The organism is Streptomyces sp. Edi4 (assembly GCF_040253615.1).
Lineage (GTDB): Bacteria > Actinomycetota > Actinomycetes > Streptomycetales > Streptomycetaceae > Streptomyces.
In genome coordinates this window covers 5,967,922-5,989,623 of the sequence record NZ_JBEJGY010000004.1, presented here as the reverse complement: position 1 = coordinate 5,989,623, position 21,702 = coordinate 5,967,922, and the positions used below count along the sequence as shown (strand labels likewise).

Here is a 21,702-nt window from a genome sequence, read left to right as displayed (position 1 = left end):
CAGCCAGGCTCCCTGGGGCTCCGCCCCAGACCCCGTTCGCGCCTGAAGGGCGCTCGTCCTCAATCGCCGGACGGACTGACGCTGCCCGCGCGGACCAGCACCAAGCACCCAGGGGCGCGGGGAACCACGCGAGCGCGGGAGGCCGACGCGCTGCCGGCCCGCACCGGGTGCGTGGAAGGCGAGCGCGCGCCGCAGGCTGCCGCGCGGGCCCGCACCGGGTGCGCGGAAGCGCGGACGCATCCACCCCCGCACCCGGATCCCGCCCAGCTCAGCGCAGCGCCTAGCATGGCCGCCGTGCCGGACACAGACGAAACCCCGCTCCCCCCAGCCCGCCCGGACCACGCGGGCAACCCGGGCCGCGACACCGAGATCGAATCCCTCGCCGAATTCGACGCGGCGCTCACCGCACACCACGGCCACGGGCTCGCCGGCTTCCGCATACAGTCCGTCGACCTCACGGCCCGCACCTTGGCCCTGCTCGCCGCCGACACCGCCGGCGCCGTCTTCCTCGGCTGCCCCATGGAGCCGGACGCGGCCGCCAAGATCAGGGCCGACGGCGCCCTCGTCTTCCCGCCCGTCCCGCACCTGCCCTTCGACCCCTACCGGGGCACGCTCTACTCCCCCGCCGAGCTCTTCGAAGGGCTCGCGGCGGGCTACGAGCACACCCCGGACGCCCGGTCGTACGCCTGGTTCCAGCAGACGAAGTCGGACGGCGACATCTTCTCCTCGATGCTGCGCTCCATCCATGACGACGCCGTCTCCGACGCACTGGACGAACAGCTCGTCGGGGCGCGGGTGGTGGGCGTCATGGGCGGTCACGCGATGGCCCGGGGCACGCGGGAGTACCGGGGCGCCGCGGTGCTCGGCCGCACCCTGGCCCGCGAGGGATTCACGGTGGCGACGGGCGGCGGCCCCGGCGCCATGGAGGCCGCGAACCTCGGCGCGTACGCGGCGCCCTTCGACGACGCGATGCTCGACTCCGCGCTCCAACTCCTCGCCGCCGAGCCCTCGTTCAGGCCGTCCGTGTCGGCCTGGGCCCGCGCCGCCTTCGAGGTGCGTACGAAGTGGCCGCGCGGCGGTACCTCCGTCGGCATCCCCACCTGGTTCTACGGTCACGAGCCGCCGAACGCGTTCGCGAACGCCATCGCCAAGTACTTCGCCAACGCCACCCGCGAGGACGGCCTGCTCGCCCGCTCCAACGCGGGCGTCGTCTTCCTGCCCGGCGCGGCCGGCACCGTACAGGAGATCTTCGACAACGCGACGCCGAACTACTACGAGTCGCGGGGCACCCCGACGCCCATGGTGCTGGTCGACCGGGCGCACTGGACGAAGCGGTTCCCGGCCTGGCCGCTGCTCCAGGCGCTGGCCGAGGAGCGCCCGATGGCGGCCCGGGTCGCCCTGGTCGACTCCGTCGCCGACGCCCCGGACGCCCTGGCCCGCCTGTCCCGCTAGCGCCCGCCCAGTACGCCAGGCGCGGCGCAAAAGAATCGGGCCCTCAGGCAACTCCCAAAGGGCGGTAAACGTCTGGTAAAGCGGAGTGGGGCGAACCGGTTGCCCCCGCCATGAACGGAGTCACCCGTGCTGCTCGGTCTGCTGACCGCCATCGCCGCCTCGGTCTGTTACGGCACGGGTTCGGTCCTGCAAGCCGTCGGATCCCGCCGCGCCGCCGGCCACGAGGAGGCCGCGAGCGACCGGACCCAGCACGGGGGCCCCAGCCTCTCCTCCACCGCGAAGGCCGCCACGACGTGGGAGTTCGCCGTCGGCACCGTTCTCGACTTCGTCGGGTTCGGGCTCGGCGCGCTGGCGGCCCGTCTGCTGCCGCTCTTCCTGTCCCAGACGGTGATCAGCGCCAACCTGGTCATCACGGCGGTGCTCAGCGTCAAGCTGCTCGGCATCCGCCTCAGCCGCGCGGAGTGGACGTCCATCGGGGTGGTCTGCGCCGCGCTGGTGCTGCTCGCCTCGGCGGCCGGCCATGAGGGCAGCGGCCACACGGCGGTGAGCACGCACTGGTGGCTCCTCGCCGTCTCGCTCGTCCTGATGGCCGGGGGCACGGTGGCCGTACGCCTCCTCGGCGCCCGCGCCGCGATCTGGGCGGGCCTTCTGTCGGGGCTCGGCTTCGGCGCGCTGGGGGTGGGCGTACGCGTCCTGAACGGCATCGACCCGTTCGACGCCGGGGCCCTGCTCGCCGACCCGGCGCTCTACGCGATCGGAGTCGCCGGGATCGGCGGCATGTATCTGCACACGGTGGCGCTCCAGATCGGCTCGGTGAACGGCGCGACGGCGGCGCTCGTGGTGGGCGAGACGGTGTTGCCGGGGGCGATCGGCGTGGCGTGGCTCGGCGACGCGTCGCGGGCGGGCCTCGCCTGGATGGCCGTCCTCGGCTTCGTCCTGGCGGTGGCCGGGGCGGTGGCGGTCGCGTGGTTCGGCTCCCCCGGCGCGCACGGGTCGCAGGAGCCGGCCGAAGAACTCACCCCGGTGGCCTGAGCCGCCCGCCCGGGCCCCGGCCCCGCCAGGCGCGCGGGGACCACGTGCGTGTCCCGCCGCCCCCGTCCCTCCACGGTTACGTGCCCGGCGCGGCCGGGGCGGGGCGGCCGCCCAGGACGACCACCTCCGGCGCCGCGAAGGCGACTCCCACCCGCGCCCCCACTTCCGGCGCGGCCCCCGGTTCGCACTGCGCCTCCAGGACAGGCCCGCTCCCGGGCCGCAGCCGCAGCACCACGTGGCTGCCGCGGAAGGTCCGCGCCACGACCTCGCACGCCGGCCCCTCCCGCTCCCCCACGATCCGCACGCCCGCCGGCCGCACCAGCACCTGGGTCTCCCCCTGCGGGGAGCCCGGCGGCACCGGGATCCTGCCCCAGGGCGTGGCGGCCACCTCGCCCGTCACGCTCGCCTCGACCACGTTCTCGAAGCCGAGGAAGCGCGCCACGAACGCGCAGGCCGGGCGCCGCCAGACCTCAAGGGGCGTCCCGCTCTGGGCGACGCGTCCGTCCCGCATCACCACCACCCGGTCGGCCAGTGCGAACGCCTCGCCCTGGTCGTGCGTGACGGCCAGCACGGTGGTGCCCAACTGGCCGAACAGGGCGCGCAGTTCGAGCACCAGACGTTCGCGCAGAGTGCGGTCGAGCTGGCCGAGCGGCTCGTCCAGCATGAGCAGACGGGGCGAGGGCGCGAGCGCGCGGGCCAGCGCGACGCGCTGCTGCTCACCGCCGGACAGCGCGGCGACCGCCCGCTTCCCGGCGTCCGGGAGCCCCACCAAGTCCAGCAACTCACCCACCCGGCGCGCCTGTTCACCGCGCGAGGCGCCCCGCATGCGCAGCCCGAACGCCACGTTGCCTGCGACGTCGCGCTGCGGGAAGAGCTGGTGGTCCTGGAACATCAGGCCGAGCCCGCGTCGGTGCGTGGGCACCCCGGCCTGGTCGGCTCCTGCGAGCAACACCCGTCCGCTGTCGGGGTGTTGGAGGCCGGCGACGACCCGCAGCAGGGTCGACTTGCCGCTGCCGCTGGGCCCGAGCAGGCACACCGTCTCGTGCTCGGCGACCTCCAGGTCGACCCCGTCGAGCGCGGCGCGCTGTCCGAACCGTACGCTCACACCGTCGAGCTTCAGCATCACAGCTCCCCGCTCCGGTCGGTCCGCAGGCGTTCCAGGACGAGCAGCGCCACCGCGCACACCACCATCAAAATCGTGCTGAGGGCCATCGCCTGGCCGTAGTTGAGGTCGCCGGCCCGGCCGAGCAGGCGGGCCACCGCGACGGGCAGCGTCGGGTGGTCGGGCCGGGCGATGAAGACGGTCGCCCCGAACTCGCCGAGTGAGACCGCGAACGCGAAGCCGGCCGCCACCAGGAGCGCCCTGCGCACCAGCGGCAGGTCCACTTCGCGCCAGACCCGCAGCGGGGAGGCGCCGAGCACGGCCGCCGCCTCGCGCAGGCGCTGGTCCACCGCGCGCAGCACCGGCAGCATGATCCGTACGACGAAGGGCGTGCCGACAAGGGCTTGGGCGAGCGGCACCAGGATCCAGGAGGTCCTGAGGTCCAGGGGCGGCTCGTCCAGGGTGATCAGGAAGCCGAAGCCGACGGTCACGGCCGAGACGCCGAGCGGCAGCATGAGCAGCGCGTCGAAGCCCCGCATGAGGCGGCCGCTGCCGCGCCGGGCCAGGGCCGCTGCCGCCAGGCCGCCGACGACCAGCGCGATCGCGGTGGCGGCGAGGGCGTACTGGAGGGAGTTCCCGATCGCCTCGATGGGCGCCACGAGGAAGCTTCCGTTGTCCCCGGCGTCCTGGAGCGCGCGGTAGTAGCCGAATCCGTAGCCGCCCGGTGTGTCGAGGGAGCGCTCGATCAGGACGCCTACGGGCAGCAGGATCAGCAGGGCCACGACCGCGAGGACCGAGGCGAGCAGGGTCCGCTGCGCGGCGCCGCGCGGGCGGCGGGCCGTGTGGGCGGGGTCGACCAGTTTCAGGGTGCTCTCGCGGCGGCGCACCGTCCAGGCGTGCACGGCCAGGACCGCGCCGACCGCGGCGAACTGCGCGATGGTCAGGACGGCGGCGGTCGGCAGGTCGAGGAGTTCGGCGGTCTGGCGGTAGATCTCCACTTCGAGGGTGGAGAAGGTCGGGCCGCCGAGGATCTGCACGACACCGAAGGAGGTGAAGGTGAAGAGGAAGACCATGAGGGCGGCCGCGGCGACGGCGGGGCCGAGCGCGGGGAGCGTGACGGTGCGCCAGGCCGTCCACCGGGAGGCGCCGAGCACGCGTGCGGCTTCTTCCTGACGCGGGTCGAGCTGGGACCACAGGCCCCCCACGGTGCGTACGACCACCGCGTAGTTGAAGAAGACGTGGGCGAGCAGGATCGCCCACACCGTGGTGTCCAGGCGCAGACCCCACAGCTGGTCGAGCAGCCCGCCCCGGCCGAGCAGCGCGAGGAACGCGCTGCCCACGACGACGGTCGGCAGTACGAAGGGCACGGTGACCACGGCCCGCAGGAACTGCTTTCCGGGGAAGTCGAGGCGGGCGAAGACGTAGGCGCCGGGCAGGGCGATCACGAGGGTGAGCGCGGTGGAGGCGAGCGCCTGCCAGGTGGTGAACCACAGCACGTGGGTGATGTCGGGGTCGCCGAGGACCTGGGTGAGCCGGCCGAGCTGCCAGGCGCCGTCCGCCCTGAGCCCCCGGCCGACGATGGCGGCCACGGGCCAGGCGAAGAACAGCGCGAAGAACGCGAGCGGCACGGCCATGAGCGCGAACCGCGCCGCGCCCCGTCGCACGGCGCCGCGCCGCCCCTGCTTCCGGGGCGGCCGGTCCGCGTGGCGCTCTACTTCAGGACGAGCGAGGACCACGACTTGACCCACTGGTCACGGTTCTTGGCGATCTTGTCAGGGGCCACGGTCGCCGAGTTCGTGATCTTGGCGCCGAACTTGGTGAACTCCGGCGGCACCGAGGCGTCCTTGGCCACCGGGTCCACGAACATCTGGAGCGGCATGTCCTCCTGGAACTTCTTGGAGATAAGGAAGTCCAGGAGCGCCTTGCCGCCGGCTTCGTTCTTGGCGCCCTTGAGCAGTCCCGCGAACTCGATCTGGCGAAAGCACGTGCCGGTGGCGACGCCGGTGGGAGCCTCGGCGGGCTTGGGGTCGGCGTAGATGACCTCGGCGGGCGGGCTCGATGCGTAGGAGACGACCAGCGGGCGGTCGCCCTTGGCCTTCTTGCCGCCGGCCGAGCCGGAGAAGTCGGTGTTGTAGGCCTGCTCCCAGCCGTCGTCGACCTTGACGCCGTTGGCCTTCAGCTTCTTCCAGTAGTCCTGCCAGCCCGCGTCCCCGTACTTGGCGACGGAGCCGAGCATGAAGCCGAGCCCGGGCGAGGACGTCGCGACGTTCTCCGTGACGAGGAGGTTCTTGTACTCGGGCTTGATCAGGTCGTCGAAGGACTGCGGGGGGCTGAGTTTCTTGTCCGCGAAGTACTTCTTGTCGTAGTTGACGCAGATGTCGCCGGTGTCGATGGGTGTGACCCGGCGCTTGTCCTTGTCGAGCTGGTCCTCGGCGGGCACCCGGTCCAGGCCCTTGGCCTCGTACGGGGTGAAGATGCCGTTGTCCAGGGCGCGCGAGAGCAGGGTGTTGTCGACGCCGAAGAACACGTCTCCGCGCGGGGAGCCCTTGGTCAGGATCTCCTGGTTGAGGGCGGCGCCGGCGTCCCCGCTCTTGAGTACCTTGACGGTGTAGCCGCTCTGGGCGGTGAACGCCTTGAGCACCGGGTCGGATGCGGCGAACGAGTCGTGGCTGACCAGGGTGACGGTCCTGCCGCCGGATCCGCTGGTGCCGGACGCCTTCTTGCCGTCCGAGCCGCCGCACGCCGCGAGCGTGGCGAGTCCGAGGGCGGCGGCGAGCGACGCGGCCGCGAGCCTGGTGGTACTGCGCATTTCTTCATTCCTCCTGGAGATGACCAGGAAGAGACGCGGCCCTGCCCGCACGACGCGAGGTCGTGCGGGCAGGGCGCAACAGCTTGAGTAATCGCCGAACTTCCTACCCCGCATGACCGGGGCAAGGTTCAGAGGGTCTGCGGTCCGTGTCCCAGTGATGGGTACCGCACTCTCAGCGCTGTGGCGCTCCCCTGTCGGAATATGCAGATGTTTCCCGCCAGGTTACACGGGCCCCTCGGCGCGGCCCGGGTCGTTTCGCGGGTCGGACGACGGCCCCGGCAGACCCCCGGCGCAGGCTCCGACGCGCGCTCCGGCCCCCCTGCGGCTACCGCTCGGAAGCCGCCAGCTGACCGCAGGCCCCGTCGATCTCCTGGCCCCGGGTGTCACGCACCGTCACGGGCACCCCGTGGGCCGCGATGGCCTCGACGAACGCCTTCTCGTCCTCGGGCCGCGAGGCCGTCCACTTGGAGCCCGGCGTCGGGTTCAGCGGGATGAGGTTGACGTGCACGCGCTTGCCCTTGAGGAGCCGGCCGAGCAGATCGCCACGCCACGCCTGGTCGTTGATGTCGCGGATCAGGGCGTACTCGATGGAGATGCGGCGCCCGGACTTCTCGGCGTACTCCCAGGCCGCGTCCAGGACCTCGCGGACCTTCCAGCGGGTGTTGACCGGGACGAGGGTGTCGCGCAGTTCGTCGTCGGGGGCGTGCAGGCTCACCGCGAGCCGGCACTTGAAGCCCTCGTCGGCGAAGCGGTGCATGGCGGGGACCAGGCCCACGGTCGAGACGGTGATGCCGCGCTGGGACAGGCCGAGGCCGTCGGGCTCGGGGTCGGTGAGGCGGCGGATCGCGCCGACGACCCGCTTGTAGTTGGCCAGCGGCTCGCCCATGCCCATGAAGACGATGTTGGACAGGCGCGCCGGGCCGCCCGGCACCTCGCCGTCGCGCAGGGCGCGCATGCCGTCGACGATCTGGTGCACGATCTCGGCGGTCGAGAGGTTGCGGTCGAGGCCCGCCTGGCCGGTGGCGCAGAACGGGCAGTTCATGCCGCAGCCGGCCTGCGAGGAGATGCACATGGTCACCCGGTCCGGGTAGCGCATCAGGACGGACTCGACGAGCGTGCCGTCGTGCAGCTTCCACAGCGTCTTGCGGGTGGTGTCCTCGTCGCAGGAGATGTGCCGGACGACCGACATCAGATCGGGCAGCAGCTCCTCCTGGAGCCGGCCGCGCGCGGCGAGCGGGATGTCGGTCCACTCGGCCGGGTCGTGGGCGTAGCGCGCGAAGTAGTGCTGCGAGAGCTGCTTGGCGCGGAAGGGCTTCTCGCCGATCGCGGCGACGGCTTCCTTGCGCTCGGCGGGCGAGAGGTCGGCGAGGTGCCGCGGCGGCTGCTTCGCTCCGCGGGGCGCGGTGAAGGTGAGTTCTCCCGGGACGGGGCGTGCCATGAGCGGTAACTCCTCAGTACGACGAGGCCGGCGATCCCCGCTGGGCGCGGAGCAGGCGACGATACGGTGCCGAAGCCAGGAGACCTCACTGGATCACCCCCGCAGACGCGGGGCCGAAAAGGGCGCGTCGCTCGCGAGCGACGCGCCCTTCAAGAGTAACCGGAGCCCGCCCGGCCCGTACCGAGCCCGAATCGGCGCCCGATTCCCGCCGAGCGGCACCGCGGCCGCCAGGTCACCCCGTGCCCACGAACACCGCAAGGAGCAGCCACACCACCGGGGCGGTCGGCAGCAGGGAGTCCAGGCGGTCCATGATGCCGCCGTGGCCGGGGAGCAGGGTGCCCATGTCCTTGATGCCGAGATCACGCTTGATCATCGACTCGCCGAGGTCGCCCAGCGTGGCGCTCGCGGCGACCGCGAGGCCGAGCAGCAGGCCCTGCCACCACGTGCCGTCGTCGATGAGGAACTGCATGCACAGCGCGCCCGCGACCATCGCGAACGACACCGCCCCGAACAAGCCCTCGCGGGTCTTGCCGGGGCTGATGCGCGGCGCGAGCTTGTGCTTGCCGAAGCGCCAGCCGATCGCGTAGGCGCCGGTGTCGCTGACCACGGTCAGCAGCAGGAACGTCAGGACCCGCCAGGGACCGTCGTCGGCGGTGAGCAGCATCGCGACGAACGTGGCGAGGAAAGGCACGTAGAACGCGGCGAAGACGCCCGCCGTCACGTCCCGCAGATAGTTCTCGGGCGGCTCGGTCATCCGCCACACGAGCACCGCGAGCGAGGTGAGTGCCATCGCCACCCACGCGCCCTCGGCGCCGCTGACGTACCCGGCGATCACCATCGCCGCGCCGCCCACCGCGAGCGGGACCAGCGGTGCCTTGATCTGCTTGCGCTCTTCCAGGCGGCTGGTGAGCTCCCACAGCCCCACGACGACGGCGACCGCGATGACCCCGACGAAGACCGCCTTCACCACGAACAGCGAGGCGATGATCACCGCACCGAGCGCGACGCCGACCCCTATCGCGGACCGCAGATCGCGCCCGGCCCGCTTCTTCTCCGGCTGCGCGGGCACGGGCGGCATGGGCGGGGTGCTTGCCATGGGCTCCTGCGGCGTCTCGTCGCGGAACAGAGGGCCGCCCGTCAAAGCAGCCCCCTGCTCACGTTCGTCGCGGTCTTCGGCGTGTTCGCCCGCGTCGGACACGACGGGCATCGGCTGCGTCCTCGCCACGGGCGGGGCGTCATACGCATCGTATGCGGGCCCCGCCGCGAACGCCCCCTGGGAAGGCCCCTCGGGGGTTCCCCAGTACGCGGGTCTCGGCGGAGCCCCCCAGGAAGAGTCGTTCATCAGACCTCTAGCAGCTCTGCTTCCTTGTGCTTGAGCAGCTCGTCGACCTGCGCCACGTACTTGGCGGTGGTGTCGTCGAGCTCCTTCTCCGCACGGCGGACCTCGTCCTCGCCGGACTCCTTGTCCTTGACGAGCTTGTCGAGGGCGTCCTTGGCCTTGCGGCGCACGGCGCGGATCGACACCTTGGAGTCCTCGGCCTTGGTGCGCGCGACCTTGATGTAGTCGCGGCGGCGCTCCTCGGTGAGCTCGGGGAAGTTCACGCGGATGATGCTGCCGTCGTTGCTGGGGTTGACGCCCAGGTCGGAGTCGCGGATCGCCTGCTCGATGTTGCGCAGCGCGCTCTTGTCGAACGGGGTCACCACCGCCATGCGCGGCTCCGGCACCGAGAAGGAGGCCAGCTGGTTGATCGGCGTCAGCGCGCCGTAGTAGTCGGCCACGATCTTGTTGAACATCGCCGGGTGCGCACGGCCGGTGCGGATCGCGGCGAAGTCCTCCTTGGCCACCACGACGGCCTTCTCCATCTTCTCCTCGGCCTCGAGGAGGGTTTCTTCGATCACCACTTGCTCCTGCATGTCTTGGGTGGGCCGGGAGTGCTCAGGGCGACCTGAGCCGTCGGGCCCTGGATAACCAGCGTCTTTCCCTGCACGGTGTCCGACCGGCAGGGGATTGTCCATCCCCCGGTCAGGCCCGGGTGCCCTGGTCGCTCACGAGCGTGCCGATCTTCTCACCCTTGACGGCGCGCGCGATGTTTCCGGCCGTAAGGAGCTCGAAGACGAGGATCGGGAGGTTGTTGTCGCGGCACAGGGTGATCGCGGTCATGTCGGCGACCTTGAGGTCGCGCGTGATGACCTCGCCGTACTCCAGCGCGTCGAACTTCACCGCGTCGGTGTTGATCCGGGGGTCGGAGTCGTAGACCCCGTCCACGCCGTTCTTGCCCATCAGCATGGCCTCGGCGTCGATCTCCAGGGCACGCTGGGCAGCGGTGGTGTCGGTGGAGAAGTACGGCATGCCCATGCCCGCGCCGAAGATCACGACGCGCCCCTTCTCCAGGTGGCGCACGGCGCGCAGCGGGATGTACGGCTCGGCGACCTGGCCCATCGTGATGGCGGTCTGGACGCGCGAGTCGATGCCCTCCTTCTCCAGGAAGTCCTGGAGGGCCAGGCAGTTCATGACCGTCCCGAGCATGCCCATGTAGTCCGAACGGGCCCGGTCCATGCCGCGCTGCTGGAGCTCGGCGCCCCGGAAGAAGTTGCCGCCGCCGATGACGACGGCGATCTGCGCGCCGTCACGGACGACGGCGGCGATCTCGCGGGCGATGTTGTGCACGACGTCGGGGTCGACTCCGAGCCCCCCGCCGCCGGCGAACGCCTCGCCGGAAAGCTTCAGCATGAAGCGCCCGGCCACCTTGCCGTCATCGCGCTTGTGGTCGGCCGAGTGATCGGCTGTGGCGGTGTCCGCGCCCTTACTCATGGGGATCTCCTCGTGCACATACGAAGAAGGCCATTGCCGGTGGGTACTCGTGGTCCCTAGCGGCAATGGCCTCCTCGTCAGATCTGCGGTCGTCCGTCGCGTGTGCGGCCGACGACTGCCTCAGACCCTAGCGGGGTCCAGTGTCGAACGCCGAACCGACTCAGATGCCGACCTTGATGCGCGAGAAGCGCTTCAGGGTGACACCGGCCTCCTTCAGCACCTGCTCGACGGACTTCTTGTTGTCCAGCGCGTACGGCTGGCCCAGCAGCGTGGCGTCCTTGAAGAAGCCGTTGACGCGACCCTCGACGATCTTCGGGAGCGCGGCCTCGGGCTTGCCCTCGGCGCGGGTGGTCTCCTCGGCGACACGACGCTCGGTCTCGACGACCTCGGCCGGAACGTCCTCACGGGTGAGGTACTTCGGCGCGAAGGCGGCGATGTGCTGCGCGACGCCCTTGGCGACCTCGGCGTTCTCCTGGTCGAGCTCGACCAGGACACCGATCTGCGGCGGCAGGTCGGGCATCGTGCGGTGCATGTACGCAGCCACGTAACCGCCGGTGAACTGCGCGAAGCGGTCCAGGACGATCTTCTCGCCGAGGTTGGCGTTGGCCTCGTCCACGAACGCCTGGACGGTCTTGCCGGCCTCGATCTCGGAGGCGAGCAGGGCGGCGATGTCGGCCGGGGAGGTGGCGGCGACGTGCTCGGCCAGCTTGGCGGCGACGGCCTGGAACTTGTCACCCTTGGCGACGAAGTCCGTCTCGCACTTCAGCTCGACCAGGACGCCCGAGGTCTTGTCCTCGGAGATGAGGGAGACGACGGCGCCGTTCTCGGCAGAGCGGCCCTCGCGCTTGGCGACGCCCTTCTGGCCCTTGATGCGCAGGGCCTCGACGGCCTTGTCGACGTTGCCGTCGGCCTCGTCCAGGGCCTTCTTGCAGTCCATCATGCCGGCGCCGGTGAGCTCACGGAGCTTCTTGACGTCAGCGGCGGTGTAGTTCGCCATGAGTCTGTGTTTCTCTCTCGGAGTCTAGAAAGATCTACGAAGATCTGCGGGGCTACGGGTCGACGGCGGGGGCTTGTGGCCCCCGCCGTCAACTACCGAACCTGTGGGTCCCGGTGAAGGGTCAGGCCTGCTCGTCGTCCGCGGCCGGAGCCTCGGTGGCCTCGGCCTCGGCGGCCGGAGCCTCAGCGGCCTCGGCCGGCTTCTCGGCCTCGGCGGCCGGAGCGGCGTCGGCGGCGGCCGCCTCGGTCTCGTCGGCCTTCTTGTCACCCTCGAGCAGGTCGCGCTCCCACTCGGCGAGCGGCTCGCCGGCCGCCTTCTCGCCCGGCTTCGAGTCGCCCGTGGCCTGGCCGGAACGGGCGATGAGGCCCTCGGCGACGGCGTCGGCGATCACGCGGGTGAGCAGGGTGACGGAACGGATCGCGTCGTCGTTGCCCGGGATCTTGTAGTCGACCTCGTCGGGGTCGCAGTTCGTGTCGAGGATCGCGACGACGGGGATGTGGAGCTTGCGTGCCTCACCGACGGCGATGTGCTCCTTCTTGGTGTCGACGATCCAGACGGCGCTGGGAACCTTCGACATCTCGCGGATGCCACCGAGGGTCTTCTCCAGCTTGGCCTTCTCGCGCGAGAGGACCAGGAGCTCCTTCTTGGTGAGACCCGAAGCCGCGACGTCCTCGAAGTCGATCTGCTCAAGCTCCTTGAGGCGCTGCAGACGCTTGTAGACGGTGGAGAAGTTGGTCAGCATGCCGCCGAGCCAGCGCTGGTTGACGTAGGGCATGCCCACGCGCGTCGCCTGCTCGGCGATCGCTTCCTGCGCCTGCTTCTTGGTGCCGACGAACATGATGGAGCCGCCGTGCGCGACGGTCTCCTTGACGAACTCGTAGGCGCGGTCGATGTACGACAGCGACTGGAGCAGGTCGATGATGTAGATGCCGTTGCGCTCCGTGAAGATGAAGCGCTTCATCTTCGGGTTCCAACGACGGGTCTGGTGACCGAAGTGGACGCCGCTTTCCAGCAGCTCCCGCATCGTGACGACGGCCATGGCCGTACTCCTTGAGATACTCGGTTATCGCGGCCGCCGGTCGGCTGCCGCGCCTGACGCCCCCGTGCGCCATGCCCTGAACCCTGCGCGGGTGAGGACCGAGTGGCGCGGCCGGCGATGGTGGAGAGCGCCGGCGGGGCGTGCGAAGTCGATCCGGTGACCCGGATCGCCACAAGAAGTGTACGGGACCCGCACAGTGCCGGGTGACGGCGTTGTCCACAACCGCCCAGTACTCCACAGATCGCCACCAAGATCCCCACCCACGCCGCCCCACCGGGACCCTGGACCCATGTACCGAGCACTCCTCACCCTGGCCCTCACGGCCGCCGGCTGGCCGGTGGTCCCGCCCACCGTCGTCCACCCCTGGGCCCCACCGACCACCCCCTACGGCCCCGGCCACCGAGGCGTCGACCTGGCCGCGCCCCCGGGCACCCCCGTCAGAGCCTCCGCCCCAGGCCGGGTCACCTTCGCGGGCGAAGTGGCGGGGCGGGGAGTCCTCACCATCACCCTCTCCGGCACAGCGCCCCCAGCGGCGCCCCCGCCGGACGGAACACCGCTGAGAACCACCTACGAACCGGTACGCCCCCTGGTCGCCCAGGGCGCCGAGGTCACCGCCGGCCAAGTGGTGGCCACCACGACCGAGGCCCCCTCGCACTGCCCCACGGGCTGCCTGCACTGGGGCCTCCTGAGAGCCCACACCTACCTGGACCCCCTGCTGCTCGTACACCACGCCGCGCCGTCCCGGCTGCTGCCGGTCGTGGGGGTTCGGGAGCCGGGGTGAGGGGGTGGGGGGAGGGGGTGGGGGGAGGGGGTGGGGGTGGGGGGGTGGGGGGGGAGGCCCCCTGGGAGGGGTTAGCGCTCGACGCCTCTGAGGGCCAGGGCCACCGCCGCGTCCGCGATCGCGGACGGGGGTTCCGTGGGGCTCTGTTCGATGCGGCGGACCGCGGCGTCGACGATGCCCTGGAGGAGGACCGCGGCGAGGCGGGGCTGGTCGTGGCCCAGGTCGGCGAGCGCTTCGACGATCATGGCGATGAGGCCACCGTGCGCGGCCCGGATCTTTTCGCGGGCCCCGGCGTCGAGCTCGCTTGCGGAGATGGCGACGACGGCGCGGTGCCGCTGGTCGCCGACGAGGCCGAGCTGGTGGCGTACGTACGCCTCGACCTTGGCGACCGGGGTCTCGGCCCGCTCCATCGCCCCTTCGATCTCGGCGGCCCAGCGCGGGAAATCGGCGGCGCAGAGTTCTTCGACGACCGCGGCGCGGGAGCGGAAGTACTCGTACACGGAGGAGCGGGCGAGGCCCGTGCGCTCGGCCAGGGCCGGAAACGTCAGCGCTTCCGTCCCGCCTTCGGACAGCAGGGAGCGGGCGGCGTCAAGGAGGGCGTCGCGCTGCATGGTGCGGTGCTCGGCCACGGAGGCCGCTCGGATCCTGGGCACTGTTCCACTTTACGGCCGGGCCGCCGGGGCGGTCGGCAGGGACGATTCACCGGCGTCCCTCATCGCCCGACGTCGGCCAGTTTGGCCCTCAGTTGCAGGACGGACTTGGTGTGGATCTGGCTGACCCGGCTCTCGGTGACCCCCAGCACGTTGCCGATCTCGGCGAGTGTGAGGCCTTCGTAGTAGTAGAGCGTCACGACGGTCTTCTCACGCTCGGGGAGCGTGTTGATGGCGCGGGCGAGCAGCCGGCGCAGTTCGCGGTCCTCGGCGACTTCGACGGGGTCGTCGGCGGAGGTGTCCTCGAGGGTGTCCATGAGGCTGAGCCGGTCGCCGCTCTCCCCGCCGACGTGGAGCAGTTCTTCCAGGGCCACGACGTTGGCGAGGGACAACTGGCTGAAGACGGCGTGCAGTTCCTCGACCGCGATGCTCATCTCGGCGGCCACTTCGGCCTCTGAGGGCGTGCGTCTGAGCTGGGCTTCGAGGGTCGCGTAGGCGCGTTCCACGGCGCGTGCCTTCTGCCGCACGGAGCGCGGGATCCAGTCGAGGGCGCGCAGTTCGTCGATCATCGCGCCGCGAATACGGGTGATGGCGTACGTCTCGAACTTGATGGCCCGCTCGATGTCGAACTTCTCGATGGCGTCGATGAGGCCGAAGACTCCCGATGAGACGAAGTCGGCCTGCTCGACGTTGGGCGGCAGGCCCACGCTCACCCGTCCCGCGACGTACTTCACCAGGGGCGAGTAGTGCAGGATCAACTGTTCGCGCAGCCGCTCGTCGCCGGTGGCCTTGTACGACCGCCACAGCTCGTCGAGGGACGAGGGCGCTGGTGGCCGCACGGTGCCGCTGCCGCGGGCAGCGGGGGGCGCTGCCGTGCGGTCAGACCCGGAGGTGTGCTGGGGCATGCGTTGCCTTGAGCCGTTCTGCTGTGACATGGGGCGGGGGCTGTTTTCGGTCGGGTCCCGTGAGCGTAGCGTGACTGTGCGGTCGCGGTGCGCGAAGGCCTCGGACCGGGCGCGGCCGCCGCCCCTGCTCGGGACGCGGGCGTCGGTGGGGGTCGCGCGCCGCGCGCCCACACGAAAAGCGCAGGTGTGCGGCTCGCGGCGGCCATCGCCACTCACCTTGTCACCCGAATGCGCCGGGTCAAGCAACGCCTCGCCGCGCGTTCGCCGTATCGAAGGCGCCGCGCGTCAACTTCCAGCCGTCGCCGACTCGTTCGACGAATCCGAGGGAGTGCAGTTCATAGAGCCGGCTGAGGGCTTCGTCGGTGCTGGTGCCAGCTTCTCTGGCGAGGTCGCGTACGCCGGCGCAGCCCCGTGACGGGAGGGCTTCCAGCACCTGGGCGGCGCCGGGAGCGAGGAGGTCGCGCGGCAGGACGGGTCCGCGCCGCGCGGGCGCCAGGTCACCCATGTCCCCCACGAGTTCGACGATTTCCGCCGCGTCGGTGACCAGGACCGCGTCGGTGCGCAGGAGTTCGTGGACGCCGGCCGAGAGCCCGCTCGTGGCGGGTCCCGGCACGCCCATCGTGAAGCGTCCGAGCTTCTGCGCGGCGCGGGCGGTGACGAGCGAGCCGCTGCGGTATTCGGCCTCCACGACGACGGTCCCCCGGGTGAGCGCGGCGATGACGCGGTTGCGGAGCACGAACCTGCTGGGCGTCGGGTGATCACCAGGCGGTAATTCGCCTACAAGGAGGCCCTGTTCGGCGATGCGTCCGATCAACTCGGCGTGGCCGCGCGGGTAGACGACGTCGACTCCGCACGCGAGGACGGCGATGGTGGCGCCGCTCGCGGCGAGTGCGCCTCGGTGTACCGCTCCGTCGACGCCGGCGGCCGCGCCGGACACGACAACCCATCCCTTCTCGGCGAGGCCCGAGCCGAGTACGGCGCCCATGTGGGCTCCGTAGGGCGTGCAGGCCCGCGCGCCGACGACGGCGACGGAGCGCAGCGCCCACATCCTCAGGTCGGGTCGGCCTCGGACCCACAGTCCGACGGGCCGGGCGTCGCCGAGGTCGTCGAGTTGGCGCGGCCATTCCTCGTCGCCCGGGACGAGGAATCTGGCGCCCGCTGCCTCTGCGGTGGCCAGGTCGCGTTCGGGGTCGGCGAGGGCGGCCCGGCGGCGGTGGCTTTCGAGCCGGGCGGCGCTGGCGCCTGGTGGGTCGTCCTCGGGCCCTCGGGGGTGGGTGAGGCGGCGCAGGAGGCCGGCGGCGCCGTAGACGCGCAGCCAGAGCCCGCCGCGTTCGTCGCCGGGTTCGATGACGCGGGTCAGGGCGGCCCTGGCGAGGCGTTCGGCGCGGCGCGCTGCCGCGTTCACGGCGTCGGCCGAGCTCACGCTGTCGGCTGTGCCGGCTGTGCCGGCGGTGTCGGCTGTGCCGGTGGTGTTCCCGGCGCTCATGGCGTGCTCCCGACTGGCAGGGGTGCGCCTCGGGAGATGCCGGTGCGCAGTTCGAGGGCGAGGGCGACGTGGCCCGCGTCGGGGCGGTCGTTGCCTGCGAGGTCGGCGATGGTCCAGGCGACGCGCAGGACCCGGTCGAGGCCGCGTGCGGTGAGCAGGCCGCGTTCCATGTCGCGTTCGGCGCCGGTGAGGGCGCCGGGGGCGGTGAGCCAGCGGGTGCGCAGTTCGTGGCCCGGCACTTCGCTGTTGCTGTTCCAGGGGGTGTCGCTCAAACGGGCGGCGGTGCGTTCGCGGGCGGCGCGGACACGCTCGGCCACGACGGCGCTCGGCTCGCCCCGCCCGCCTCCGCCAAGGAGGTCTTCGCGGCGTACGGGCTCGACTTCGACGCGCAGGTCGACGCGGTCCAGGAGGGGGCCGGAGAGCCGGGCCTGGTAGCGGCGGATCATGGCGGCGGGGCATTCGCAGCCCGCTCCGTGCAGGGTGTGCCGTCCGCAGGGGCACGGGTTGGCGGCGAGGATCATCTGGAAGCGGGCGGGGAGCCGGATGACGCCGGCGCTGCGCGCGATGACGACGTGCCCCGATTCGAGGGGCTGGCGCAGCGCGTCCAGGGCTTTGCCCGCGAATTCGGGGGCTTCGTCCAGGAAGAGGACTCCTCGGTGGGCGACGGAGACGGCGCCGGGGCGTGGCAGGCCGTTGCCGCCGCCGACGAGGGACTGCATGGTGGCGGAGTGGTGCGGGGCGCAGTAGGGGGCGCGGCGTACCAGGGGCTCGCCGGGCGGCAGGATTCCGGCGACCGAGTGGACGGCGGTGACTTCGAGGGATTCCTGGCGGGTCAGGGGCGGCAGGATGCCGGGCAGTCGTTCGGCGAGCATGGTCTTGCCTGCTCCGGGCGGGCCGGAGAGCAGCAGGTGGTGGCCGCCTGCCGCGGCGATTTCGAGGGCGGCGCGGGCGGCGTGCTGGCCCGCGACGTCGATGAGGTCGAGGTCCGCGTCGCGCGGCCCGGCGGTCAGGCCGGTGCCGGCTCCGGCGCCGGGGACGACGAGCCCGGCGAGCATGGCGTCGGGGCGGCTCCTGTCGGCGGGTTCTTCCTCGGGTACGGGTTCGTCGGTGAGGACGGCGACGAGTTGTCGCAGGCTGCGCACGCCGAGGACGGAGATGCCGGGGACCAGGCTCGCCTCTGCGGCGGTCTGTTCGGGGACGACCACCTGCTCGTAGCCGGCTTCGGCGGCGGCGAGCACGGCGGGCAGGATGCCCCGCACTGGCCGTACGCGCCCGTCGAGGCCGAGCTCGCCGATCATGACGAGGTCGGTCAGTTCCCGGGGGTCGATGCGTTCTGCGGCGCCGAGGATCGCGCAGGCGATGGCGAGGTCGAAGCCGGCGCCGCTCTTGGGGACGGACGCGGGGCTGAGTCCGACGGTGAGTTTCTTCTGGGGCCAGGGGTCACCGGAGTTGACGATCGCGGCCCGCACCCGGTCGCGGCTCTCCGCGAGGCTCTTGTCGGGCAGCCCCACCAGGGTGAAGGCGGCGACTCCGGGTTCGAGGTCGGCCTGGACCTCGACGACGACTCCTTCGACGCCAACCAGGGCGACCGAGCAGGTGCGTGCGAATCCCATGTCAGGCCACCCCCCGCACGTGTTCGGCACGCGGGGCGCCCTTGCGGGGCAGGGTGACGCCGACGAGGTCGATGCGGACGCCGCCGGGCGGTGGTCCTCCGTGGCCGGCGAGCCAGTGGCCGGCGAGGCGTTTGAGACGGTCGGCCTTGGCGGGTGTGACGGCGGCCATGGGGTGTTCGTAGGCGGTGGTCCTGCGGGTCTTGACCTCGCAGATGACGAGCGTGGGCCCGCCGGGGCGGGTGTCGTCGTGGGCGACGATGTCGATCTCGCCGGTCCTGCCGCACCGCCAGTTGCGGGCCACGACCGTCATTCCGGCGGCTTCGAGCAGCCGTACCGCCAGGTCTTCGCCGTATTTTCCAAGTGCTCCGCGAGCGTTCATCCGGCACCACCTCCGGCACCGACTTTCACGCATCGCGCCGAAACGGGTGGATCTTGGTGGATAACCCCTCGGTTGTGGAAAACCCCGCCACCCGAAGGGGGCCCTCCCCCCTCCCCCCCCCCGACAGCGCCCGGCCCCTCGGCGGCGCCCGGCCCCACGACGGCTCCCCGGGTGACCCGGCCCCCTGGACCCCCGACCCTGGCCCCCTCAGCCCCGGCGGCCCCCGCTTCAGCCGCCCGGCAGCTCCAGATCGCTCTTGTTGAGCTCTTCGATGTTCACGTCCTTGAACGTGAGGACCCGTACCTGCTTGACGAATCGAGCCGGCCGGTACATGTCCCACACCCAGGCGTCCGCCATCGACACCTCGAAGAACACCTCGCCCTGCACCGAGTGCACCTGCATCTCGTAGTCATTGGTGAGGTAGAAACGCCGCTCGGTCTCAATCACGTATTTGAACAGACCGACGACGTCGCGGTACTCCCGGTAGAGCTTCAGCTCCATCTCGGTCTCGTACTTTTCGAGGTCCTCGGCGCTCATGGCATGTTCCCCTTCAGCCGTGCGTCCCCCTATTGTGCGTCAGCCTCCCGGGCCCCTAAACGATTTCGGGGTCCAGGACCACCGGCGCGTGCGGAGGACCCTCGTCGAGCAGCGTGCGCAGCAGCTCGGCGAGCCTGGTCGGATACACCGTCTCACGGGCCGCGAGGAGTTCGGCGGAGGTCCACCACCTCAGACCCTTGGTACTGCGCCGCTCCAGCTCCGTGAGCGCCGTCGGGCCGGTCTCGGTCTGGGCCGTGCGGGCCAGGTAGTACCACTCGTCCTGGTCCCAGCGGCGCCCGTCGAACGGGAAGGAGCAGTGGCGCCGCCACAGCACCGGGCCGAGCTCGATGTCGGTGATCCCGGTCTCCTCCGCGAGCTCGCGCCGCGCGGCCTCGGCCCGGGTCTCGTCCCCCTCCAAGCCGCCGCCGGGCGTGAACCACCAGGTGTCGGACGGGTCTTCGGGCTCGTGGCCGTGCAGGAGCAGGATGCGGTCCTGGGGGTCGAGCAGAACGACCCGGGCGACCTTGCGCGGCCGCGTCACGGCCCCGCTCCCCTGCGGAACCGCCGCCGCCTCGCGCCCCGGCAGCCCCGGCGGGCTCGCCCCGGCTTCCTGTCCCACCGGCTCCGTCACGGCTTCACCGACCGGCGGCCGAGGCGGCGCGGCCCCTGCGGCGCCGGGTGAGGGAGGAGACCGGCCCCTGGAGGGCCCCGGCCAGGATCAGGACCGCGCCCGCCACCACGGCGCCCAGGATCAGTTCCAGCGGGCCGGGCCGGGAGGTGCCGCCCGGCAGCGGTGTGAAGCCCGCGGGGCGTTCCAGCATGCCGCCCAGGGGCCAGGCCACGGCGTCCACGCGGGCGTTCACGGCGGTCAGCGGGACCGAGCCGTTGGCGGCGTCGTCGAGGTGGACGCGGGAGTCGAGTGAGACCGAGCGGTCGTCGCCGAGCAGGAAGACCTGTCCCTGGGGGACCTTGGCCTCGAACGGCGTCCCCGAGGCCGGGTTCTTGCCGTGCAGATACGGTTCTTCGACCGGGGTGCCGTTGACGGTCAGCCTGCCGTCGGTGCCACAGCACTTCACGGTGTCCCCGCCGACACCGACGACCCGCTTGACCATGGGCACGTTGGCCCACTCCTTGTCCTGGAAGACCACGACGTCGCCTCGGCGCACATCGCCGCCCGATATCCGCTGCGCGAGCACCCGGTCACCCGCCTTGACGGTCGGCGACATGGACTGGGTGGGCACGGTGTACGGCTTGTACTCCACGGCGCCCCAGGCGAACCCGCCGAGGAAGAGGACACAGCCGACGGAGACGGCGAGTCCCGACAGCACACTGGCGAGACTCCGGCCGCCGCCGTCGTGGTCCAGTCCGTTACCCCTCATGGCAGCGCTCCCTTTCCGAGCGGCCCCGGGGCGCGTGTGACGCCCGGGGCCCCGGAGATCGGTTTCCGGGACCGCACCCTACCCGGCGGTATGCGCGCGGGTCAGCCCTTGGCCACCGGGGATTGCGCCTTGACCTGCGCTTGAAGGAGCTTGCGGCGCCGCCGCCACAGGACCATCGGCACGGCGCCGACGAGGCCGGCTGCGGCGGGCGCCGCCGTGCCCATCGCGCTCAGGCCGGGCTGGTCGAAGGTGTCGGGAACGCCGAGCCAGTCGAGGCGGTTGAGCGGCCAGGCGATCGTGAAGGCACGCCCGACGACCTCGTCGTTGGAGACCGTGCCGCCGCCCGGGAGCTCCTGGTGCCACCGGGAGTCCAGCGAGTCCTGGCGGTGATCGCCCATGACCCAGATCCGGCCCTGGGGGACCTTGATCGGCCCGAACGGCTTGTCGTCGCAGGCGGTGTTGCCCGGGTAGATGTAGGGCTCCGTCAGCGTCTTGCCGTTGACCTTGACCGGGCCGCCCTTCTGGCATTCGACGGTGTCACCGCCAACGGCGATGACCCGCTTGATCAGGTCCTTCTCCTCGGCGGACGGCATCAGGCCGATGAAGCTGAGGAACTTCTGCGCGGCGTTCTGGCTGGGGGTGGGCTCGCCGTCGAGCCAGCCGCCCGGGTCGTGGAAGACGACGACCTCGCCGCGCTGCGGTTCGGCGCCGAACCACGGGGTGAGCTTGTCGACGAGCACCCGGTCGCCGCGCTGGAGGGTGTCCTGCATCGAGTCGGAGGGGATCGAGAACGCCTGGACGAGGAACGTCTTGATCAGCAGGGCAAGGACCAGCGCGATGCCGATGAGGAGCGGCAGCTCCTTCCAGAAGGAACGCGGCTTCCTGGGCGCGCGGCTCTCGCCGTCACCGGGCTCCGCGCCCCCCGGTCCCTCCCCTCGGCCGCCGTCCTGCGCCGGCACCAGGTGCCCGGGCGCCGAGGCGTCCGCCGGGCCGTGCTGCGCCGAGGGTCCCGGGGAGGAATCGGCGTGCTCGTTCTCCGGCCGCTCCTCCGGCTCTTCGCGTCCGGATCGTGCGCCGACCGCCAAATCCCCCACATCCACTCCTCACTCGTTGCCACCGCCTGGCCCTCAGAAGGCTCAGGCCCACCACTCCCATAACGAGCGGGAGTTCCGCAGGGGTCGGGGGCCGGGTCGTCTGGTCGGGCTCCGCCGCCGGATCCCGGGACGCCACCCTATGCGACGCGGCCGCCCCCGCAGCGTGGGGCGCGGCGGCCACCGAGGCGAACGTCGGC

The 21,702-nt window shown here is 71.8% G+C and carries 21 protein-coding genes; 3 read left to right on the top strand and 18 right to left on the bottom strand.

Going from position 1 to position 21,702, the window contains the following annotated elements:
* Positions 1-285 precede the first annotated feature (285 nt).
* Together ABR738_RS29325 and ABR738_RS29320 are read left to right on the top strand one after the other, a co-directional pair.
* Positions 286-1,452, top strand: a complete 1,167-nt coding sequence (locus ABR738_RS29325) for an LOG family protein (protein WP_502964164.1) — start codon at positions 286-288, stop codon at positions 1,450-1,452.
* Positions 1,453-1,578: 126 nt separating this feature from the next.
* Positions 1,579-2,484: a DMT family protein gene (locus tag ABR738_RS29320; RefSeq protein WP_350232943.1), complete on the top strand. Its 906-nt coding sequence runs from the start codon at positions 1,579-1,581 to the stop codon at positions 2,482-2,484.
* A 76-nt stretch (positions 2,485-2,560) separates the two neighbouring features.
* On the opposite strand, the gene ABR738_RS29315 is transcribed toward ABR738_RS29320, so the two are convergent.
* From ABR738_RS29315 to rpsB, 9 genes are all read right to left on the bottom strand, one after another.
* Positions 2,561-3,607, bottom strand: a complete 1,047-nt coding sequence (locus ABR738_RS29315; RefSeq protein ID WP_350232942.1) for an ABC transporter ATP-binding protein — start codon at positions 3,605-3,607, stop codon at positions 2,561-2,563.
* Complete coding sequence (locus ABR738_RS29310; protein ID WP_350232941.1) at positions 3,607-5,220, bottom strand: ABC transporter permease; 1,614 nt, start codon at positions 5,218-5,220, stop codon at positions 3,607-3,609. Before ABR738_RS29310 ends, ABR738_RS29315 begins: the two co-directional genes overlap by 1 nt.
* 77 nt (positions 5,221-5,297) lie before the next feature.
* Positions 5,298-6,395, bottom strand: coding sequence for a thiamine ABC transporter substrate-binding protein (locus ABR738_RS29305; protein WP_350232940.1), 1,098 nt, complete (start codon positions 6,393-6,395; stop codon positions 5,298-5,300).
* 325 nt (positions 6,396-6,720) lie between these two features.
* Complete coding sequence (rlmN, locus tag ABR738_RS29300; RefSeq protein WP_350232939.1) at positions 6,721-7,833, bottom strand: dual-specificity RNA methyltransferase RlmN; 1,113 nt, start codon at positions 7,831-7,833, stop codon at positions 6,721-6,723.
* Between the two features lie 232 nt (positions 7,834-8,065).
* Positions 8,066-9,175, bottom strand: a complete 1,110-nt coding sequence (locus ABR738_RS29295) for a phosphatidate cytidylyltransferase (protein ID WP_350232938.1) — start codon at positions 9,173-9,175, stop codon at positions 8,066-8,068.
* A complete protein-coding gene (gene frr / locus ABR738_RS29290) occupies positions 9,175-9,732 on the bottom strand; it encodes a ribosome recycling factor (protein WP_114040441.1) in 558 nt (185 codons plus the stop codon). The genes ABR738_RS29295 and frr overlap by 1 nt, the downstream gene beginning before the upstream one ends.
* Positions 9,733-9,856: 124 nt before the next feature.
* Entirely contained in the window at positions 9,857-10,645 is a 789-nt protein-coding gene (gene pyrH, locus ABR738_RS29285) for a UMP kinase (protein WP_350232937.1), read from the bottom strand.
* 160 nt (positions 10,646-10,805) lie between these two features.
* Entirely contained in the window at positions 10,806-11,642 is an 837-nt protein-coding gene (gene tsf / locus ABR738_RS29280; protein ID WP_350232936.1) for a translation elongation factor Ts, read from the bottom strand.
* 121 nt (positions 11,643-11,763) lie between these two features.
* Entirely contained in the window at positions 11,764-12,681 is a 918-nt protein-coding gene (gene rpsB, locus ABR738_RS29275) for a 30S ribosomal protein S2 (RefSeq protein WP_350232935.1), read from the bottom strand.
* 289 nt (positions 12,682-12,970) lie between these two features.
* Between rpsB and ABR738_RS29270 the strand changes: the two genes are divergently transcribed.
* Positions 12,971-13,462 (top strand): M23 family metallopeptidase, encoded by a 492-nt coding sequence (locus ABR738_RS29270; protein WP_350232934.1) that lies wholly within the window; start codon positions 12,971-12,973, stop codon positions 13,460-13,462.
* Positions 13,463-13,533: 71 nt separating this feature from the next.
* On the opposite strand, the gene ABR738_RS29265 is transcribed toward ABR738_RS29270, so the two are convergent.
* The 9 genes from ABR738_RS29265 to lepB (ABR738_RS29225) all read right to left on the bottom strand — a co-directional run bounded on the left by ABR738_RS29265 (position 13,534) and on the right by lepB (ABR738_RS29225) (position 21,496).
* On the bottom strand, positions 13,534-14,091 hold the full coding sequence (locus ABR738_RS29265; RefSeq protein WP_350234793.1) for a TetR/AcrR family transcriptional regulator: 558 nt from the start codon (positions 14,089-14,091) through the stop codon (positions 13,534-13,536).
* Positions 14,092-14,174: 83 nt separating this feature from the next.
* Positions 14,175-15,017 carry an RNA polymerase sigma factor WhiG gene (gene whiG / locus ABR738_RS29260; RefSeq protein WP_350232933.1) on the bottom strand — a complete coding sequence of 281 codons (843 nt, stop codon included), beginning with the start codon at positions 15,015-15,017 and terminating at the stop codon, positions 14,175-14,177.
* Positions 15,018-15,255: 238 nt separating this feature from the next.
* Positions 15,256-16,503 (bottom strand): DNA-processing protein DprA, encoded by a 1,248-nt coding sequence (gene dprA, locus ABR738_RS29255; RefSeq protein ID WP_350232932.1) that lies wholly within the window; start codon positions 16,501-16,503, stop codon positions 15,256-15,258.
* Positions 16,500-18,116 (bottom strand): YifB family Mg chelatase-like AAA ATPase, encoded by a 1,617-nt coding sequence (locus ABR738_RS29250; protein ID WP_350232931.1) that lies wholly within the window; start codon positions 18,114-18,116, stop codon positions 16,500-16,502. The genes dprA and ABR738_RS29250 overlap by 4 nt, the downstream gene beginning before the upstream one ends.
* Position 18,117: 1 nt before the next feature.
* Positions 18,118-18,495 (bottom strand): YraN family protein, encoded by a 378-nt coding sequence (locus ABR738_RS29245; RefSeq protein ID WP_350232930.1) that lies wholly within the window; start codon positions 18,493-18,495, stop codon positions 18,118-18,120.
* Between the two features lie 228 nt (positions 18,496-18,723).
* On the bottom strand, positions 18,724-19,032 hold the full coding sequence (locus ABR738_RS29240; protein ID WP_003965949.1) for a DUF2469 domain-containing protein: 309 nt from the start codon (positions 19,030-19,032) through the stop codon (positions 18,724-18,726).
* Positions 19,033-19,087: 55 nt separating this feature from the next.
* On the bottom strand, positions 19,088-19,618 hold the full coding sequence (locus tag ABR738_RS29235; RefSeq protein WP_502964251.1) for an NUDIX hydrolase: 531 nt from the start codon (positions 19,616-19,618) through the stop codon (positions 19,088-19,090).
* A 49-nt stretch (positions 19,619-19,667) separates the two neighbouring features.
* Complete coding sequence (gene lepB, locus ABR738_RS29230) at positions 19,668-20,411, bottom strand: signal peptidase I (RefSeq protein WP_350232929.1); 744 nt, start codon at positions 20,409-20,411, stop codon at positions 19,668-19,670.
* A 101-nt stretch (positions 20,412-20,512) separates the two neighbouring features.
* Positions 20,513-21,496, bottom strand: coding sequence for a signal peptidase I (lepB, locus tag ABR738_RS29225; protein ID WP_502964250.1), 984 nt, complete (start codon positions 21,494-21,496; stop codon positions 20,513-20,515).
* Positions 21,497-21,702: the final 206 nt, after the last annotated feature.

Bases quoted from the DNA above. Each gene is read 5' to 3' on its own strand.
- ABR738_RS29325 (WP_502964164.1), top strand. From the start codon at position 286: ATGGCCGCCGTGCCGGACACAGACGAAACCCCGCTCCCCCCAGCCCGC.
- ABR738_RS29315 (WP_350232942.1), bottom strand. From the start codon at position 3,607: ATGCTGAAGCTCGACGGTGTGAGCGTACGGTTCGGACAGCGCGCCGCG.
- ABR738_RS29310 (WP_350232941.1), bottom strand. From the start codon at position 5,220: ATGGCCGTGCCGCTCGCGTTCTTCGCGCTGTTCTTCGCCTGGCCCGTG.
- ABR738_RS29305 (WP_350232940.1), bottom strand. From the start codon at position 6,395: ATGCGCAGTACCACCAGGCTCGCGGCCGCGTCGCTCGCCGCCGCCCTC.
- rlmN (WP_350232939.1), bottom strand. From the start codon at position 7,833: ATGGCACGCCCCGTCCCGGGAGAACTCACCTTCACCGCGCCCCGCGGA.
- ABR738_RS29295 (WP_350232938.1), bottom strand. From the start codon at position 9,175: ATGAACGACTCTTCCTGGGGGGCTCCGCCGAGACCCGCGTACTGGGGA.
- pyrH (WP_350232937.1), bottom strand. From the start codon at position 10,645: ATGAGTAAGGGCGCGGACACCGCCACAGCCGATCACTCGGCCGACCAC.
- tsf (WP_350232936.1), bottom strand. From the start codon at position 11,642: ATGGCGAACTACACCGCCGCTGACGTCAAGAAGCTCCGTGAGCTCACC.
- rpsB (WP_350232935.1), bottom strand. From the start codon at position 12,681: ATGGCCGTCGTCACGATGCGGGAGCTGCTGGAAAGCGGCGTCCACTTC.
- ABR738_RS29270 (WP_350232934.1), top strand. From the start codon at position 12,971: ATGTACCGAGCACTCCTCACCCTGGCCCTCACGGCCGCCGGCTGGCCG.
- whiG (WP_350232933.1), bottom strand. From the start codon at position 15,017: ATGCCCCAGCACACCTCCGGGTCTGACCGCACGGCAGCGCCCCCCGCT.
- dprA (WP_350232932.1), bottom strand. From the start codon at position 16,503: ATGAGCGCCGGGAACACCACCGGCACAGCCGACACCGCCGGCACAGCC.
- ABR738_RS29250 (WP_350232931.1), bottom strand. From the start codon at position 18,116: ATGGGATTCGCACGCACCTGCTCGGTCGCCCTGGTTGGCGTCGAAGGA.
- ABR738_RS29245 (WP_350232930.1), bottom strand. From the start codon at position 18,495: ATGAACGCTCGCGGAGCACTTGGAAAATACGGCGAAGACCTGGCGGTA.
- ABR738_RS29240 (WP_003965949.1), bottom strand. From the start codon at position 19,032: ATGAGCGCCGAGGACCTCGAAAAGTACGAGACCGAGATGGAGCTGAAG.
- lepB (WP_350232929.1), bottom strand. From the start codon at position 20,411: ATGAGGGGTAACGGACTGGACCACGACGGCGGCGGCCGGAGTCTCGCC.